The organism is Chryseobacterium shigense (assembly GCF_900156575.1).
GTDB classification, from domain to species: domain Bacteria; phylum Bacteroidota; class Bacteroidia; order Flavobacteriales; family Weeksellaceae; genus Chryseobacterium; species Chryseobacterium shigense.
In genome coordinates, this window is sequence record NZ_FTNY01000004.1 from 45,772 (window position 1) to 63,958 (window position 18,187).

At 38.5% G+C, this 18,187-nt stretch carries 13 protein-coding genes; 5 read left to right on the forward strand and 8 right to left on the reverse strand.

Annotation, left to right across the window (positions count from 1 at the left end):
* Positions 1–94: 94 nt before the first annotated feature.
* The 3 genes from BW964_RS13695 to dnaK form a co-directional block, all read right to left on the reverse strand.
* Entirely contained in the window at positions 95–427 is a 333-nt protein-coding gene (locus tag BW964_RS13695; protein WP_076508028.1) for a hypothetical protein, read from the reverse strand.
* Positions 428–619: 192 nt separating this feature from the next.
* Positions 620–1,717 (reverse strand): heparan-alpha-glucosaminide N-acetyltransferase domain-containing protein, encoded by a 1,098-nt coding sequence (locus BW964_RS13700; protein ID WP_076508030.1) that lies wholly within the window; start codon positions 1,715–1,717, stop codon positions 620–622.
* Between the two features lie 349 nt (positions 1,718–2,066).
* Complete coding sequence (gene dnaK, locus BW964_RS13705) at positions 2,067–3,965, reverse strand: molecular chaperone DnaK (protein ID WP_076508031.1); 1,899 nt, start codon at positions 3,963–3,965, stop codon at positions 2,067–2,069.
* A 255-nt stretch (positions 3,966–4,220) separates the two neighbouring features.
* Between dnaK and ppk1 the strand changes: the two genes are divergently transcribed.
* The 5 genes from ppk1 (at position 4,221) to BW964_RS13725 (ending at position 11,519) form a co-directional block, all read left to right on the forward strand.
* Positions 4,221–6,293: a polyphosphate kinase 1 gene (gene ppk1, locus BW964_RS13710; RefSeq protein WP_076508033.1), complete on the forward strand. Its 2,073-nt coding sequence runs from the start codon at positions 4,221–4,223 to the stop codon at positions 6,291–6,293.
* Positions 6,290–7,174, forward strand: coding sequence for a Ppx/GppA phosphatase family protein (locus BW964_RS13715; protein WP_073336132.1), 885 nt, complete (start codon positions 6,290–6,292; stop codon positions 7,172–7,174). Before ppk1 ends, BW964_RS13715 begins: the two co-directional genes overlap by 4 nt.
* Positions 7,175–7,462: 288 nt before the next feature.
* On the forward strand, positions 7,463–8,116 hold the full coding sequence (locus tag BW964_RS13720; RefSeq protein WP_076508034.1) for an NAD-dependent epimerase/dehydratase family protein: 654 nt from the start codon (positions 7,463–7,465) through the stop codon (positions 8,114–8,116).
* Positions 8,113–8,265 (forward strand): hypothetical protein, encoded by a 153-nt coding sequence (locus BW964_RS22565; protein ID WP_165789177.1) that lies wholly within the window; start codon positions 8,113–8,115, stop codon positions 8,263–8,265. The genes BW964_RS13720 and BW964_RS22565 overlap by 4 nt, the downstream gene beginning before the upstream one ends.
* A gap of 215 nt (positions 8,266–8,480) precedes the next feature.
* The gene (locus BW964_RS13725; protein WP_076508036.1) at positions 8,481–11,519 is read left to right on the forward strand and encodes a choice-of-anchor I family protein; all 3,039 of its coding nucleotides are present in this window, start codon (positions 8,481–8,483) and stop codon (positions 11,517–11,519) included.
* Between the two features lie 285 nt (positions 11,520–11,804).
* Here BW964_RS13725 and BW964_RS13730 read toward each other — a convergent pair whose 3' ends face one another.
* From BW964_RS13730 to BW964_RS13750, 5 genes are all read right to left on the reverse strand, one after another.
* Positions 11,805–13,373, reverse strand: a complete 1,569-nt coding sequence (locus BW964_RS13730; protein ID WP_076508037.1) for a flotillin family protein — start codon at positions 13,371–13,373, stop codon at positions 11,805–11,807.
* 31 nt (positions 13,374–13,404) lie between these two features.
* Entirely contained in the window at positions 13,405–13,971 is a 567-nt protein-coding gene (locus BW964_RS13735; protein WP_076508039.1) for an NfeD family protein, read from the reverse strand.
* Positions 13,972–14,191: 220 nt separating this feature from the next.
* Positions 14,192–14,440 (reverse strand): NifU family protein, encoded by a 249-nt coding sequence (locus BW964_RS13740; RefSeq protein WP_076508040.1) that lies wholly within the window; start codon positions 14,438–14,440, stop codon positions 14,192–14,194.
* A 47-nt stretch (positions 14,441–14,487) separates the two neighbouring features.
* Positions 14,488–15,597: an Mrp/NBP35 family ATP-binding protein gene (locus tag BW964_RS13745; protein ID WP_073336117.1), complete on the reverse strand. Its 1,110-nt coding sequence runs from the start codon at positions 15,595–15,597 to the stop codon at positions 14,488–14,490.
* A 233-nt stretch (positions 15,598–15,830) separates the two neighbouring features.
* Positions 15,831–18,173 (reverse strand): TonB-dependent receptor domain-containing protein, encoded by a 2,343-nt coding sequence (locus tag BW964_RS13750; RefSeq protein ID WP_084175876.1) that lies wholly within the window; start codon positions 18,171–18,173, stop codon positions 15,831–15,833.
* Between the last annotated feature and the right edge of the window lie 14 nt (positions 18,174–18,187).

Consider the following 18,187-nt stretch of genomic DNA (forward strand, 5'->3'; position numbering starts at 1 on the left):
AAAGATGTAAATCTCATGTCATTAATACTTTGAGCCTTTGTAAAAAAAAACGACTTCTTTTGTTGAAGCCGTTCTAATATATTTTTCTGAAAAATTATTTTTTTAAATCTGCTTTTACATCTTTATAACCATCTGCCACTGCATCTGCACCTTTTACAGCGGTCTTTTTAACACTTTTCGCACCTTTGGTTGCTGTTTTGCCTACCCATTTTGTGCTTTTTTTAACCCCTTTTTTTGTAGCTGTTGCACCTTTCTTAGCTTTATCTCCAACCCACTCAGCGCCGTTTTTAACTCCTTTTTCTGTAGCTTTTGCCCCTTTTTCAATGGCAGTACCTACATTTTTCACTTCCTGTTTTACCGTTTCCTGGGCATGAACAGCTGTTGCAAATAAACCGAATGCTAATAAGGTTAATACATTCTTTTTCATATTGTCTTTTTTTTAAGTTAGTTTGATCAATATAACATAAAACAAGCCAAACCTGTATGATATGAAAATAAGTTATCTCAATTGAAGTAAAAACAATAACTGTCATTTTCCGTCGCTGCTTTCTTTGTCGCTGTAACAGGCAACCGAATCATTTCCTTCACAATATACTCAAAATGATCACTTCAAAGCGGTTTATTCCACTGAAATAGGCTGATCAACAACAATCACAGGTTTTTTCTTTTTTAAGAGATCCAGTAATTTCTGAACCGAGAACGTCAGAACCATATAAAGTACAATTAACAGTAATACGGAACCAATGCTATGCTGCCGATATCCGAAAATTCCTTTGCCCCAGGAAATCAATATCCACTGGATCATGTACATTGAGGTCAGATTTCTGCTGCAGTATTTTAAAAGGCTGGTGAATTTGTTGTCTTTCATTTTTGCGGTGATCCTGAAAATAATCCACAGGAAAATCAATGTCCATCCGGCAAAGTAAATAACCCCTCCGGGTCCCATGTGATAAAAACCATTATAGTTGTAGGCATCAAATCCGAAAACCAGAGGAGCGCCAATAGCGACGAATACCAATCCTACGTAGAACATATTCCTGAATAATGTCTTACTGTCATGGTTCAGTTCCAGAAACCATTTTCCAAAAAACATTCCGATGATAATAAAAGACATCCAAGGAAATACCGGAAAGTAGATATAAGCAGGATAATCATTGCTGAAAAAAAGATCTGTGATGTAATTGATCACAGGATAATCAATAAGAGTTCCGCTGACTTCTCTGGATACCAATGCGACCAGCAATCCTATTGCCAGAATAGCATATTTATTTTTTACATATTCTCGGATAAAGCCAACCAACAGTAAAGAAATCCCGGCCAATTGTAAGATATCTCCCAACATGACCAGGTACATATACTGTTGTTCTATCGGGCCGTGCCATCCATATTTCTGAATAAAATTATCCGGAGCGAAACCTAAAATTGCCGGAACAATAAACTTCATGAAATTCATGAAAAAAGCAGCTAATAAGAGTACACCACCCCGTTTTATTGAGCTTTTAAGACTCTGATGACTGGACGTCATAAAGGTGATCCCCATACAGATCAGAAAAATAGAAGTTCCTCTTCCGAGAAACACAATAAAACTTCCGACAACCGTCTCCGACTGCGACTTCACATTCGCGTAAATAAGTAAGGTATGGATGATAATCATACCGATGACACTCATTCCTTTGATTAAATCCAGTGCTGCGATTCTTTTACTTTTGTGTTCCATAGTTTTTTTAGTTTGTAATGAAGGCTACCAGTTATCCTGAATAATTGATTGAGATTATTGATAACCATTGTCTAGAGGTACATCAAGTGATGTTTTTCTATATTAATATTTATTTATTCTAAATAAAAACAAATATACAGATTAAAAGTAAATAATAATTTATTTCTCTGATAAATCATCAAGTCCTCCCATGAGTCAAATGTTTCTGCAATGATTTGCTCTCCAGGCTGTAAGACTTTTTATCTATCATTTGAAACGGGCAGATATTGCCCACAAAAAAACCGCAGCAAACATGGTTTGCTGCGGTTGTATAATCAAAAGTAAGTGTTATATTACTCTTACGATGTATTTATTTTACTTCTTCGAAGTCTGCATCCTGTACGTCATCAGCTCCGGCTGCATTACCTCCAGGGTTTTGAGCACCTGCATTAGCACCTTCAGCCTGTTGTCCTGCTGCATACATTTCTTCTGAAGCGGCCATCCATGCTGCATCTAAAGCTTCTGTTTTAGCTTTCACCTCATCAACATTTTTAGTTTCGAACGCTGCTTTCAATTCTGTATGAGCTGCTTCTACAGCTGCTTTTTTGTCAGCAGAAAGTTTATCACCGAATTCTTTTAGCTGCTTTTCAGTCTGGAAGATCAATCCGTCAGCTTTGTTGAAGATTTCAACTTCTTCTTTTCTTTTTGCATCCGCTGCAGAGTTCTCCTGCGCTTCTTTCTTCATTCTTTCGATTTCTTCGTCAGAAAGACCTGAAGAAGCCTGGATTTTGATTGTTTGCTCTTTTCCAGTTCCTTTATCTTTAGCAGAAACATTCAGGATACCGTTCGCATCAATATCGAAAGTTACTTCGATCTGAGGAACTCCTCTTGGTGCAGGTGGAATATCAGAAAGATCAAATCTTCCGATCTCTTTGTTGTCGTTGAACATTGCTCTTTCTCCCTGTCCTACTCTGATGCTTACCGCTGGCTGGTTGTCAGAAGCTGTAGAGAATACTTCAGATTTTTTAGTTGGGATCGTAGTGTTCGCATCAATTAATTTAGTGAAAACAGAACCCATTGTTTCGATACCTAGAGAAAGCGGTGTAACGTCAAGAAGTAATACGTCTTTCACGTCTCCTGTCAATACTCCCCCTTGAATAGCAGCTCCAACAGCAACTACTTCATCCGGGTTAACTCCTTTTGAAGGTTTTTTACCGAAGAATTTTTCTACTTCTTCCTGGATGATCGGGATTCTTGTAGAACCACCTACCAAGATTACTTCGTCGATATCAGAAGTTGATAAACCAGCGTCTTTCAATGCTTTTGCTACCGGCTCCATAGATCTTCTTACAAGATCAGAAGCTAATTGCTCGAATTTAGCTTTAGTTAAAGTCTTCACTAAGTGTTTAGGACCTGTAGCTGTAGCCGTGATATAAGGTAAGTTGATCTCAGTCTGAGCAGAAGAAGATAACTCGATTTTTGCTTTTTCAGCAGCTTCTTTCAATCTCTGAAGAGCAATCGCATCAGTTTTCAACTCTACTCCTTCTTCAGCTTTGAACTCATCTGCCATCCAGTTGATGATCACATCATCAAAGTCATCACCTCCTAAGTGCGTATCCCCGTTGGTAGATAATACTTCAAATACACCGTCACCTAAATCAAGGATCGAGATATCAAAAGTACCTCCTCCAAGGTCATATACAGCGATCTTCTGATCTTTATGGCTTTTATCCAAACCGTAAGCTAATGCTGCTGCTGTAGGCTCATTGATGATTCTTTCTACAATAAGACCTGCAATTTCTCCTGCTTCTTTAGTAGCTTGTCTCTGTGCATCGTTAAAGTAAGCGGGAACAGTAATTACTGCTCTTGTTACTTCCTGTCCAAGATAGTCTTCTGCTGTTTTCTTCATTTTCTGAAGCGTCATTGCAGAAATTTCCTGTGGTGTATATTCTCTGTCGTCGATTTTTACTTTTACGGTATCATTAGGTCCTGCTACTACTTCATAAGGTACTCTTGAAATTTCTTTGGCATCTTCCTTAAAATGAGTTCCGATAAATCTCTTGATAGAGTATACAGTTTTCTTTGGATTCGTTACAGCCTGTCTTTTTGCAGGATCCCCTACTTTTCTTTCACCATCTTCTGTAAATGCTACGATAGATGGAGTTGTTCTTTTTCCTTCAGCGTTAGGGATAACAACAGGGTCTTTACCCTCCATTACAGCAACACAAGAGTTGGTTGTTCCTAAGTCAATTCCAATTATTTTACTCATAATATTATATTTTTTCTAATTTTTATATTTTAATTTACACTCTCAATTTCTCAATATCTGTACCATTTAAAATTTTGTGACAAAATGACAGAATCAAAAATGTCTGCAGTTATTATCGTCTTCCAGATTATGTTAAATTGTACTATTCAAGACAGTTTGAACATCGGATATCTAAAAAAATTAATCAAAGTTTAACTTTAAAAACATGAATTAAACTGTACGAATTGCTATTTTTGATAAAATATACACTTTAGAATGTCAGTACACTTCAATCCGCGAGATATTACATGGCTTGCCTTCAATGAAAGGGTTTTACAGGAGGCTATGGATGAAAATGTTCCTTTACATTTAAGAATACGTTTCCTTGGAATCTTTTCCAACAATTTAGATGAATTTTTCAGGGTACGTGTAGCCGGATTAAAGCGTGCGATGGATTTTAAAGAAAAAGTGATTGCAGAATCTTTTTATCAGCCGCCTTCAAAGATTCTTCAGAGGATCAATGAAATTGTGATCAGACAACAGCAGAATTTTGATACAACCTGGAAACATATCCAGACTGAAATGGCGAGCCTTAAAGTCTCTATAAAAACTTCTAAAAACCTTACCTCCAGGCAAAAAGAATTCGTACGACAATATTTTGATGAAGTGGTAGAATCCAATGTCATTCCAATCCTGCTTCACGAAAACACCCCAATGCCTTATTTAAGGGATAAAAGTCTCTATCTGGGGGTCGCCATGAGAAAAAAAGACTGGCAGTATTCCAGCAATTATGCTATTATTGAAATCCCGTCCCGTTTTGTAGGAAGATTTGTCTTATTGCCAACAGAAGATCCGGAAGAAAAAAATGTAATGCTGCTTGAAGATGTTATCACGTTCAATCTGCCACATATTTTCTCTTATTTCGGTTATGACGAATTTGCAGCTAATGCTTTCAAAGTAACGAAAGATGCTGAACTGGAACTGGATAACGACATCCGCACCAACTTCGCAGAAAAAATAGAAAAGGGACTTAAAAACAGAAGAAAAGGAAAGCCTACCCGTTTTGTTTTCGATAAAGATATGGATAAAGCGCTGCTGGAGCTTCTCATCCGAAAATTAAATTTAACGAAAAAAGACAGCATCATTCCTGGTGGGAAAATTCACAATTTCAAACACTTTATGGATTTCCCGGATGTTTTTGAAACGTATGAAAGACCAGAGGAAAGATCTTCCTTCACCCATCAGGCTTTTGAGCATGGTGAAAGAGTTACCGATGTCATCTTAAAGGATGATGTTCTCCTTTCTTTCCCTTACCACAAATACAATCCTGTAATCGATCTTCTTCGGGAAGCAGCCATGGATCCTGATGTAAAGTCTATTCAGATTACCGCTTACCGTCTTGCCAGCAGCTCAAAGATCAGCAATGCTTTGATTTATGCCGCAAGAAACGGAAAAGAAGTAACCGTCATGCTGGAGCTTCAGGCAAGGTTTGACGAAGAATCCAATCTTAAATGGAAAGAAATGTTTGAGCCCGAAGGTATTACCGTACTGGTAGGCCTTCCCAATAAAAAAGTACATGCCAAGCTTTGCATCATTAAAAAAAGGTCTCATAATAAAACGCTCCAATATGGCTTTGTTAGTACCGGAAATTTCAATGAGAAAACCGCAAAAATCTATGGTGACCATTTACTGATGACATCTGACCGTGGCATCATGGCGGATATCAATAAAGTATTCAATGTGCTGAAAAAACCGAAAGATGATTTTCTTCCGGTGCTGAAAACCTGCAAAAACCTGATGATCTGCCCGCAATTTATGCGTGAAAAGATTGTTCACCATATCGATAAGGAAATCGAAGAAGCCAAGGCAGGGAGAAAAGCGGAAATCATTGTGAAAGTCAACTCCATGAGCGACAGGGCTTTGATAGAAAAGCTCTATGAGGCAGCCTATGCCGGAGTGGTCACAAAAACTATTGTAAGAGGAATCTATTGCCCCGTTAATCAAAAAGAATTTAAAGAAAAAATAAAAGCCATAAGTATTGTAGACGAATACCTGGAGCATGCAAGGGTGATGTATTTCTATAATAAAGGCGCAGAAGACATCTACATTTCATCTGCGGACTGGATGACCCGAAATCTGGACTACAGAATTGAGGCTGCTGCAAAGATCACAGACAAGGAACTGAAAAAGGAATTGAAAGATATTCTCGACATTCAGTTGAGAGATAACGTAAAAGCTCGTATTTTAGACAAAAAATTGAGCAACGAGTATGTCAGGAATGATAAAAAGGAATGCCGTTCTCAAATAGAAACCTACAAGTATTTAAAAGCTAAAACAAGCAAGAAATGAAGATTGCAGCGATAGATATAGGAAGCAACGCCGCCAGACTTCTGATCAATGAAGTAAAGATCAGCAACAGAAAACCTGAATTTATAAAACTTAATCTTTTAAGGATTCCTTTAAGACTGGGCATGGATGTTTTCACCATGGGAATGATCGGAGAGGAAAGAGAAAAAATGGTCATCGATTCGATGAAGATTTTCAGTGACCTGATGAAGATTTATAAAGTAGACCATTACAGAGCCTGTGCCACGAGTGCGATGCGTGATGCCTCGAATGGCAATGAGATCATCAAACAGGTAAAGGAAACTTCAGGCATCAATATAGAGATTATCTCCGGGGATGAGGAAGCCACTCTTATTTATGAAAATCACGTTGCAGAAGGACTTGACAAAGAATTCGCCTATTTGTATATAGACGTGGGAGGAGGTTCCACAGAGCTTACCTTTTACGAAAACGGAAAAATGGTATATGAAAAATCCTTCAATATAGGAACGATCCGCCTTCTGAACAACCTCGTCACTCCGGAAAACTGGCAAGAAATGAACGACGAAATCAAGAAGAATATTGTCAGTAAAAAACCGATCGTTGCCATCGGTTCAGGAGGAAACATCAACAAGGTTTTTTCCATGAGCAAAACCAAAGACGGAAAGCCGATGACCCTCGCGCATCTTAAAAAAGTGTATAAAGAATTTAATGAACTTTCAGTAGAAGAAAGGATGACCAAACATACGCTAAGAGAAGACAGAGCAGATGTTCTTGTGCACGCTTTGAGAATTTTCAATAATGTCATGTCATGGTCTGATATCAGCAGGATCTTTGTTCCTAAAATATCAGTAGCCGATGGATTGATTCACAATATTTTCAGTCAGCTGCACGAAAAGAAATAAATTTTTCACCCAAAATATCGTAAAAACCGGCCGCTCATTGGCTGGTTTTTGTTTTTGAAATCTGTCAGCACAAGCATAATAAACTGATCTCCAATGACTATTATCACAGAAATGCTCTCTATTTTTTCAATTTTAAAAATTGGGTTTGTAAAGTTTGTGGTGAATGATCATTCTATTTATCTATAAAAGGCTATCCATCCATATTATCTTTCAAAATGTAATTTTTTTACTGTAAATTTAAAGTAATACTAAATGATAATACGTCTTACCTAATACCAATAGAAAAAAATGAATCCGATCAGAATAATTATTACAGGAGCGACCGGGATGGTAGGGGAAGGAGTTTTAATGGAATGCCTGGAAAACCCAAACGTTTCTGAAATATTAAGCATAAGCAGAAAACCATCCGGAAAAACACACGCCAAACTCAAAGAATATCTGGTGCCTGATTTTATGGCTATTGACCTTCATGATGAGAAGCTGAAAGGATATGACGCCTGCTTCTTCTGCGCCGGAATCAGCAGTGTAGGGATGAACGAGGAAGACTATACCAAGATTACTTATGACACTACCCTTCATTTTGCCAGGGCTGTTCTGAATCAAAATCCGGATATGGTGTTCAATTATGTTTCCGGAGCTCATACCGACAGTACGGAAAGCGGAAAACTGATGTGGGCACGAGTGAAAGGAAGAACTGAAAATGCGTTGAAGAAACTCGGCTTCAGGAATGCATTCAATTTCCGTCCCGGATTCATGAAACCCGTTGAAGGTCAAATTAATGTAAAATGGTTTTTCAAACCTTTTATTTGGTTTTTTCCTGTTTTTTTTCCTTCAAAATCATTAACTTTACACGAAGTAGGCAGAGCAATGATCAATGCCGTACATAAAGGCTATCCTACCTCTGCTCTGGAAATTAGGGACATTAAAAACTTGACTATATGAGAGAAATGATCAAAAGAATTGTTCTGGTTATTTTTGTACTATTGGTTCTGACGGCAATTTCAGGGTTTTTCTATATGCAGAAAAATCCTTTGGACGGAAAGACATCGATCAATAAAACATCGAATCTCTCCGGAAATCATTTAAAATAGGCCAAAAGAAATGATCTTCTGAGAACGCAAATCAGCTCATCAGCTTATTTGCTTATTTCCATTTCGTTTCATTTTTTCCACATTTCCTTTTTTAAAGTTTTAAATTCACCTTTTCGTAACATAGACTCCCTTTTTATTAAACATTTATTAAAATTCCATTAAAATACTTGCGAAGTATAAAGTTCATTTTTGCATATATCTAATTATAAATAAAAATGATCCACAACTATCTCTTAAAAGGATCTGTCATTGCCGCATTCTTCCTTCAGGGCGGACTTTTCGGACAGACCCTTATCCATTACTGGAATTTCAACAATAATGCATCTGCAGCAGCCATTACAGCGCCTTCTTTCTCTTTAACCGGCGGATCTCTTGCTGCCGTGGCTGGAGGAACCAGCGAAATAGATTTTGCCGGAGGAACGGGGCAAAATTTTAGTGATGCTAATTTAAATACAAGAAACAATGATCCATCCGGAACTCATTTAAGATTCAACACTCCTATTGGCGGAGCATTACAGTTTAATCTCCCTACGACAGGGTATCAAAATGCTGTTGTAAAATTTACGACAAGAAGATCGGGACAGGGCGCAGGAACCCAGGTTTGGTCTTATTCAACCGATGGAACAACTTTTATTCCGTACCAAAATGTCAATCCGCAGGATGCCAATCCTCAACTGATCACGTTTAATTTTTCTGCAGTTTCCGGAGTTTCCAATAACCCGAATTTCAAATTAAAAGTAGAATTCACTGCTACAGGTGGCGGGACGGGAGGTAATAACCGTTTCGATAATTTTACAATGGATGCCACGGCATCCGGAGGTGTTGATACAACTCCCCCTACCACCACTTATCTTCCCGCTCACAACACAAATAATGCTTCTACTTCTGTACAGCCCACTATTTCTTTTAATGAAAATGTAAAACTTACAGACAATTCCGCGATCAACGATTCTAATGCACAAAACCTTGTAGAATTCCGTACTGGAAATGCTTCAGGTACTCCCGTTCCCTTTACAACTACTTTTAACAATAATAAGATCACCGTGATTCCGGGAGCTCCCCTCACTCCAGGACAGACGTATTATCTTTCCCTTAAACCTAATACGGTTGAAGACTTCAATGATAATGGGGTTACAACAGTAACATCAAGTTCTTTCACAACAGCGGGGACTACAGTTTCTCTGGATAAAAACTTCATTAAAGTCAATGAAAATGCCGGAACTCTGGCATTCAAGATTAATGTTTCCAATCCTTCTGCGGCTACTGTCAATCTTGTGGTAAAACCAGCCCCGTTCAGTACTGCCGATAGCAATGATTTTACATTGGTCAATCAAACGATCAATATTATTCCTTCTACAACCACCTATACCGTCAATATCCCAATCATTGATGATACCCTCGAAGAGCAGCAGGCAGAATATTTCGTGGTAAGTTTGGAAAATCCTACGGGAACGACTATTTCAGGAGATCATACGGCAACGGTTTATATTGTGGATAATGATCAACCTGCACCGGTTCCTTCCGGACAGATCCAGCTGAACTACATCGGAAGCTTTGACCCTTCCGGAAATAATAACAGTTCTACAGAAATTGTAGTTCATGATCCTGCTACCCAAAAACTGTTCACCATCAGTTCGATTACCGATGTTTTTGATATTATTGACTTCAGCACTCCCACTGCTCTATCGGTGGTTAAAACCGTAAATATGGCGCCATACGGTGGAATCACCAGCATTGCAGTTAAAAATGGTATCATTGCTACTGCTTCTCCGAATGCAGACCCACAGCAAAATGGCTCTGTCGTATTCTTTGATATCAACGGAAACTTTCTGAAACAGGTAACTGTGGGCGCGCTTCCTGATATGGTGGCTTTCACTCCCGACGGAACTAAAGTGATCACAGCGAATGAAGGTGAACCGAACGATGCATATACGGTAGACCCTGAAGGAACGATCAGTATTATTGATATTTCAGGAGGTATAGGAAATCTTACCCAAAGTAATGTCACAACTCTTAATTTTAACAGTTTCGATTCTCAAACTCCTGCTTTACTAGCAACAGGACTAAGAAAAGTGAGAACCAATAATACGCTTTCCCAGGATCTGGAACCTGAATATATTACGGTAAGTGCGGACAGTCAGAAAGCATGGGTAACGCTTCAGGAAAACAATGGCATTGCAGAAGTTAATTTAGCTACGAAAACGATTACAAGTATCTGGGGATTAGGCAAAAAAGATATGAGTCTTCCGGGGAACGGTTTTGACGCCTCTGATAATAATGGAGAAGTTTTAATTGCCAACTGGCCCTTGAAAACGTACTATACTCCTGATGCGGTTCAAAATTACAAAGTGGGCAATATCCATTATATCGTAACAGCCAACGAAGGAGATGAAAAGGATCTCTCCGGTTTTAGCGAAAGAACAACTGTGGGAGCAGGAACTTATACTTTAGACCCCGTCCTGTTTCCTCAGGCATCTGTTTTAAAGGCTTCCCACAATTTAGGAAGATTCAGGGTTTCCAGTGCTACAGGAAATACGGATGCAGATTCGGATTTTGAAGAGATTTCGGCTTTAGGTGCCCGTTCATTCTCTATTTTTAATGCGGATACAAAGCAATTGGTGTATGACAGTGGTGACCAGTTTGAAAGATATATTGCAGCCAAGCATCCACTGATCTTTAATGCAGACAATGAAGGTAATGGTGCCAAAAACCGAAGCCGCGCCAAAGGTCCTGAACCGGAAGGTGTTGCATTAGCTACGATCAACGGGCAGACTTATGCTTTTATTACATTGGAAAGAACCGGAGGAGTAATGGTATACAATATTACTAATCCTAACCATCCTACGTTTACAGATTATAAACATTCCCGTTCTACATCAGCTTATGGCGGTGATAATGGCCCTGAAGGCATCACTTATATCGCTCCTGGAAACACGACAACCGGAAAAGGCTATGTGATTGTTGCGAACGAAATCAGCGGAACATTATCGACGTATGAAGTGGCTTTTCCTGCTACCTTAGCAACGGGTGAAACAAAAACGGAAAAAGCTACATTCAATGTATTCCCTAATCCTGTGACAAAAGGGAATATGCTTTATTTCAACAGATCTCAGGATTATGAATTGTACGATATGTCCGGGAAGATGCTTGGAAAAGAGAAAAATGCATTAATCATAGACACTTCAAAACTTTCTACAGGCGTTTATCTTTTGAAACCCTCAGAAGGGTCCATTAAAAGGGTTATTGTAAAATAGCATATAAATATAGTTCAGTTGATAGGGTGCCGGATTTTCCGGGGCTTTTTTTGATCTGCAAATTCGGTAGATTTAGGGCAGTACTAATGTCCTGAAATAATTTAAAAAGAATCGATTTCAAAATTAACATGGATTAATCATCAAAGAAGTAAAAAATTATTTAAGACTAGTTTTAATATAATAATGAACCTTTTTGCCAACCACGGCGCAAAAATTATTTTAAAATAAAAAGTTCGGGGCGGAAAGCTTCGCTTTCCGCCCCGAACTTATCTTTATACTTCAATATTATGCTTTCGGAGCTTCAGTTTCCGGATTCATATCATCAAAATTCTTTTTCTCTTTCTTTTCCGGAACCATGACAATTTCTTTCTGAATTTCTTCCGGTTTCCCTTTCAAATACTCTGGTAAATTAAGTCCGGCCATATTAAACAGATCATTCAATGGAGGGACAGATTTCATCATTCCTGAAACGAAATTAGCGGTAGAGCCGTTTCCATCCTGTCCGTTTCCGCTGTCCCAAACCGTGATTTTATCGATTTTAATATTTTTAACAGCTTCCACCTGGGTTTTAACCAATTCAGGAAGTTTTTCAATTAAAAGTAACTGGAAAGCACTGTTGGTGTCTCCCCCTGCAGCCTGTACGATTTTGTCATAGCCCTGAGCCTGTTTTGTCAGGATTTCATAAAGCCCTTTTGCTTCAGCTTCCATTTTAGCGAAAATAGCATCTGCCTCTCCTTTCGCCTGCAATCTGATTTTCTCAGCTTCTGCTTCTGCGTCAATGATGGCTTTCTGTTTGGCAATTTCTGCATGTACTACAATATTGGCCTGTTGGGTAGAACGTTCTCTTTCTCCTCTGGCCACCTCTGCTTTCTGTTCTGCAAGGTAAGATTCTTCCAAAGATCTTGCAGCCTGTACTTGTTCTGCGGCAGTTGCAATTCTCAAAGCTTCTGCTTCTTTTTCTCTTCTTTCGGCATCAGAGTTGGCAATGGTGATCTTAGCTTCATTTTCCCCTTTTACCGCGATAGAGTTGGCTAATGAGGTGGCAATTCTTGATTCTTTGGCGGCTTCTGCCTTACCGATAGATTCATCTTTTATGGCTGAAGCAATACTGATTTCTTTATCCTTTTGGGTGATCGCAATTTTTACATCCCTGTCTCTTTGGGTTTCGGCAATCTGTGTATCCTTTTCTCTGTCGGCAATTGCTTTTCCAGTTTCACCGATCTTAGTCTGTTCTGCAACGCTGATGATGGCTTCGTTAATGGCTTTTGCAGCGGCTTCTTTACCCAAAGCTTCAATATATCCGGACTCATCTCTGATATCCGTCACGTTCACGTTGATCAGCTTTAAACCGATTTTCTTTAGCTCTGTATCTACGTTTTTAGAAATGTTGTCTAAGAATTTATCTCTGTCTGAGTTGATTTCCTCAATCGTCATCGTGGCAATAACCAAACGAAGCTGCCCGAAAAGGATATCTTTAGAAAGTTCCTGAATCTGTTCCTGAGCCAATCCTAGTAATCTTTCGGCAGCATTTCCCATAGAATCCGGTTCTGTAGAAATGGCTATGGTAAATCTACACGGTACATCTACACGGATATTCTGTCTTGATAAAGCATTGGTAAGATTTGCCTCAATGGAGATCGGCTTTAAATCAAGATAAGCAAAATCCTGAATAACAGGCCATACAAAAGCACCGCCTCCATGGATACATTTTGCAGAGCTTCCTCCTGTTTTTCCGTAAATAACTAAAATTTTATCCGACGGACATCTTTTGTACCTTGAAATCAAGGCCAAAAATGTGACGAATAGTACGAATACAATAACTAATGTTAAAATAAGACTTCCTGGTATTGCCATAAATAGTTTTTATAAAATGGTTGATAATGAATTAAATTTTTGAAACGACAAGAATTTTGTCATAAATGTAGGTAACCCTCACTGAATCACCGGACGAAATTTTTTCTTTTTCTTCCGTCATGGCAGGAAGTTCATGGCTGGTTCCGTTGACAGAAATGGTAATCTTTCCTTTACCACTCATATCCGGAGGAATGGTAAGATACACTTCACCTGCTCTGCCGATAAGATTTTCCATTTTAAAGGTATTATCTTCCGTAAGTTTCATGATCTGAAGAATAAGAATAAAGAATAAGAATATAAATCCGGCTCCCACAAGCACTGCGACAAAGATCAGCAATGATCTGTTTTCTATTGAGCCGTAAAATGCCACTCCACTCCATCCAAATCCTAAAAGGAAATTGATGAGGTTTCTGAAGGAAAATAACTGAAAAGGACTGTCAGCATGACTGTCTCCACTAAAATCAGAATGCATCACGTCTCCATGACTGCCTCCGACAAAAGTAAGAACCGTTTGAATTAAAAAAATAAAGCTGGCAGCTATAGCCGTATACCAGAAGCCTTGCTGAAGAGGTTCTAAATTTTGAAGAAATTCAAACATAAGATGCGTTTTTAACAAATATAATCAAAAAAGCTCAATAAAACCAATATAAAAGACCTTTTAAAAGCAGCAAATTGTATCGTTTAATGAAAAACCAATATGTTGATCCTAAACGCTGTAAAAGCCTTTCGAATAAGCGAAATTTCTGACTTATTCATGCTAAAATACAAAAAAAGACAGGCTGAAAAACCTGTCTTTAAAAAATATTTCGTGTAATTTTTTACTCTACATTGATTACTTTTTGAATCTCCGGAGCATGTTGTTTGATGGTATTTTCCACGCCTAGTTTCAGGGTTGAAAAATTCAGCGAACATCCGGAACAGTTACCCAAAAGTTTTACAAAAACCTGGTTATCCTTCACGTCAATAAGCTCGATATCACCTCCATCCTTATTCAGGAACGGCCTGATGCTTTCCAGAGCTTCCAATACTCTCGTTACTGTATCTTCGTGTGTTATATTTGTTTCCATATTTTTTTAGTTCAATTCGGTTTTTTTTCAAACTTAATTGAAAATCATTATTTTTTAGCTTTAGGCGAGCATCCTGCCATGGTCGAAATCTTTACCGCTTCTGTAGGGGGAAGATTTTTATTTCTTTCCAGAAGACTTTCTACCATTTTTCTTGCGGTTTCGGTGTAGATTTCTGCAATTTTAGAACCTTCCTGAAGGGCTGCAGGTCTTCCGACGTCTCCAGCTTCTCTGATGCTTTGAATCAAAGGGATCTCTCCCAATACCGGAATTCCCAGATCTTCAGCAAGATACTGAGCTCCCTGCTGTCCAAAGATATAGTATTTGTTATCCGGTAATTCTTCCGGTGTAAAATACGCCATATTTTCGATTAATCCAAGAACCGGAATGTTAATACTTTCCATCTGGAACATCGCAATTCCTTTTCTTACATCTGCTAATGCTACGTGCTGAGGGGTACTTACGATCACAGCACCTGTTACAGGGACTTCCTGGATGATGGATAAGTGAATATCTCCTGTTCCCGGAGGAAGGTCGATCAATAAAAAGTCAAGTTCTCCCCAGGCTGCATCTCTGATCATTTGGTTCAGTGCTTTTGAAGCCATTGGGCCTCTCCATACAACGGCCTGATTGGCACCTGAGAAATATCCTATAGAAAGCATTTTTACCCCGTAATTTTCAACAGGCTTCATCATACTTTTTCCGTTAACTTCTACAGAGATTGGTTTTTCACCTTCAGTATCGAACATGGTAGGAACTGATGGCCCGTAAATATCAGCATCCAGCAATCCTACTTTGAAACCCATTTTTGCTAAAGTAACTGCCATATTTGCAGCAACCGTAGATTTTCCTACTCCTCCTTTTCCGGAAGCAATAGCAATAATATTTTGAATTCCTGCGATCTGCTTACCTTTGATCTGGCTTAGCTGAATCTCACTGGGTTCCGGAGAAACAATTTTAAGCTTTAGATGAATATCTTCTCCAAACTCACTTGCAAAAGCCTGCTTCATCGCTGCTTCCAGCTTTTTCTTTTCGTGCATGGCAGGAGAATGGGCAGTCATGTCAATATAAACATCATTACCCATGATCTGAAAGTTATTCACCAAATCATCTACCTCTATCTCTTTAAGGAAATCTTGAACCTTTTCTTTCGTCAACATACTAAATATAAATTGTTCACAAATTTACGGATTTTTTTGATAATTTAGAATCAATAAAATCTATAACCCAATGTGATAAATAACATGACATGAAGGGGTAGTTAATTTAGACTTTAGGCTTTAGACTTTAGGCTTTAGGCTTTAGGCTTTAGGCTTTAGGCTTTAGGCTTTAGGCTTTAGGCAAATTTCATATTTAAAATCAGAGAATATAATTTTTTTTAAAATTCCGAAATTTAGTTCGCTCTGTTTTTCTCATCAAATCTCACATTCCGATTCGTCCCCTTTACCTTTTTATTCCCAAACGTGTACGTTGCGGACAATGAAAGCCTTCTGGCATCATAATAATTATTGTAGTAATGGGTACCCGTTGTATAATAGATTTCTCCACGGCTTCTCCCTTGTTTAAAGATATCTGAAACCAACAGATTCATCTGCAGAGTCTTCTCCATAAGGCTTAATTTAAGCCCGGCAGTAACAAGTCCTGTGTAATTCATATAGGAATTCCCAGAATTGGAAGGCAGCCGGAACCAATAGTTAAAGATCATCTGTACGGTTTTGCTTTTGTTAAGCGACAGGTTATTCTGAAAATCAAAACTATAGCTATTTCCTTTTCTTGAGGCAGCATCAGTATCAAAAACTTTCGTTTCCATGTAAGACAGATCGGCAGAATAATTAGCTTCCCAGAATTTAAAGAAAGTATCAGAATAATTGACCGTGGCTCCCATACTGTTCTGGTTGTAAAAATTGGCAAAAGTACTGATCCTGTTTTCCCCCTGAAGATTCACCAACTGACCAAATGCGTCCACCGTTCGCTGGAAGTAAGCAGTGGTTGACAGTTTTCCTTTATACACATAGGAAAGTTCAAAATTATGATTGATAGAAGGGGTCAAAAGAGGATTTCCTGTGAAATAAGAATTGATATTGATATACCATCGGTATGGGTTGATGGCACGGAATCCGGGTCTGTTGATCCTCTTCGAATAATTTAAATTGAACGTATTATTTTCATTGCTTTTATATGTAACATAAGCTGTAGGAAAAAATTTTCCATAAGAATTTTCCGTTTGCTGTCCTGAAGTCAGGGAATTCCCGTTTATTGCAGAATACTCATATCGTATCCCTGCTTTCGCGGACCATTTTTCATTAAACTCCTTTTCAAAGCTGAGATACGCTGCATAGTTTTTTTCATTGTAATCAAAGACATTGCTTTTTACAGGATCGGTGATAAAACTTCCATGTGTCAGATTCTGGTAAGAAATATCTGAATTGTTTTCAAAATTGGTCAGCTTAACTCCAGTTTCCATCTTGGCAAAATGGTAAGGAAGGGTAAGATCAGCCTGCCCGGAATAAATTTTATAATCAACTGAAGAAGGCGTTCTCACAACAAAATTATTCCCCGAATTTTCCATCGTGGTAAAATCAATCATGCTCTTTGGACTATTGGAGAAGTAATTTCCTGTAATGCTCAGTTTGTGATTCTGCTTTCCGAATTTATAATCGTAGTATGCACTTATGGTCTGCTGCTGGTTTTTGGCACGGTGTTCTGCATAAGTAGACAAGGTACTTGTATACATTCCATCCTGAAAATAATTGGAAGTATTCTGTACATCCATATTGGAATGACTGAATCCATAATCGTAAATAAATCCTACATTGGATTTGGCATTAAGTTGATAGTCAATACTCAGATTAGCCCCAAGCCCATCACCGAAATCTCTTCTGTTGTCCGAACTTTTAAGACCGTCTGCTCCTTCTATTGTATAGTTTTCGTAGGAATGTTTTTGAGTATCATATTGTCTTAATTTCAATGATGAACGCAGTTTTTCATTCTGATAATTGATCGTTGCGCTGTTAGAAAACCCGGTGTAGGTTTGCTGCTGAAGGCTTGTAGTTAAGCTTCCACTCCAGCCCAGATTTTGATTTTTTTTCAAAACAATATTGATCAGTCCGCTATTTCCCTGGGCTTCATATTTTGCAGGAGGCGTGGTAATCACTTCAATCTTTTCAATATTTTCAGATCTCAGACTCTTTAGATAAGTAACAAGTTCACCTCCGGAAAGATTCAGCATTCTTTCGTTGATCATTACGGCTACTCCACTTTTTCCTGCAATCGAAATTCCTGTATGATCATCCACTTTAAGCAAAGGTGTTGTCGACAATGCTTCGGCACCATCCATTCCCTGAGAAGCAACAGAGTTGGATACATTAAAAATTAGCCGGTCCGCTTTTCTCTCAATGAGCTTTTTCCTGGCAGTAAGGGTAACACCTTCAATCTGCTTTTCCTCTTTTTTTTCAAGGAAAAAATCCTGCTTCATGTCCCCGCTTACGTTAACCTCCGCCGTTGATATTTCTGTCCCGTCCTGAATCAGCTTTACAGTGTAGCGTCCATTTTCAGGAAGTTTTAAGGTATAATTCCCTTTTTCATCTGAAATAGCCGCCTGCCTTGCCTGATCTTTTACCGCTATAATTTCAATAGATGAAACTGAATTTCCGGTTTGTCTTATTTTTCCTGTAATGCGTTGAGAAAAAGCAAGAATTGGCAGCAGCATGATCACAAAAAGTAATAGTTTCTTCATTGGTATTGTAGTAA

What these genes read in the sequence shown, in the direction of transcription:
- BW964_RS13695 (WP_076508028.1), bottom strand. Translation starts at nt 427, where the DNA reads ATGAAAAAGAATGTATTAACCTTATTAGCATTCGGTTTATTTGCAACA.
- BW964_RS13700 (WP_076508030.1), bottom strand. Translation starts at nt 1,717, where the DNA reads ATGGAACACAAAAGTAAAAGAATCGCAGCACTGGATTTAATCAAAGGA.
- dnaK (WP_076508031.1), bottom strand. Translation starts at nt 3,965, where the DNA reads ATGAGTAAAATAATTGGAATTGACTTAGGAACAACCAACTCTTGTGTT.
- ppk1 (WP_076508033.1), top strand. Translation starts at nt 4,221, where the DNA reads ATGTCAGTACACTTCAATCCGCGAGATATTACATGGCTTGCCTTCAAT.
- BW964_RS13715 (WP_073336132.1), top strand. Translation starts at nt 6,290, where the DNA reads ATGAAGATTGCAGCGATAGATATAGGAAGCAACGCCGCCAGACTTCTG.
- BW964_RS13720 (WP_076508034.1), top strand. Translation starts at nt 7,463, where the DNA reads ATGAATCCGATCAGAATAATTATTACAGGAGCGACCGGGATGGTAGGG.
- BW964_RS22565 (WP_165789177.1), top strand. Translation starts at nt 8,113, where the DNA reads ATGAGAGAAATGATCAAAAGAATTGTTCTGGTTATTTTTGTACTATTG.
- BW964_RS13725 (WP_076508036.1), top strand. Translation starts at nt 8,481, where the DNA reads ATGATCCACAACTATCTCTTAAAAGGATCTGTCATTGCCGCATTCTTC.
- BW964_RS13730 (WP_076508037.1), bottom strand. Translation starts at nt 13,373, where the DNA reads ATGGCAATACCAGGAAGTCTTATTTTAACATTAGTTATTGTATTCGTA.
- BW964_RS13735 (WP_076508039.1), bottom strand. Translation starts at nt 13,971, where the DNA reads ATGTTTGAATTTCTTCAAAATTTAGAACCTCTTCAGCAAGGCTTCTGG.
- BW964_RS13740 (WP_076508040.1), bottom strand. Translation starts at nt 14,440, where the DNA reads ATGGAAACAAATATAACACACGAAGATACAGTAACGAGAGTATTGGAA.
- BW964_RS13745 (WP_073336117.1), bottom strand. Translation starts at nt 15,597, where the DNA reads ATGTTGACGAAAGAAAAGGTTCAAGATTTCCTTAAAGAGATAGAGGTA.
- BW964_RS13750 (WP_084175876.1), bottom strand. Translation starts at nt 18,173, where the DNA reads ATGAAGAAACTATTACTTTTTGTGATCATGCTGCTGCCAATTCTTGCT.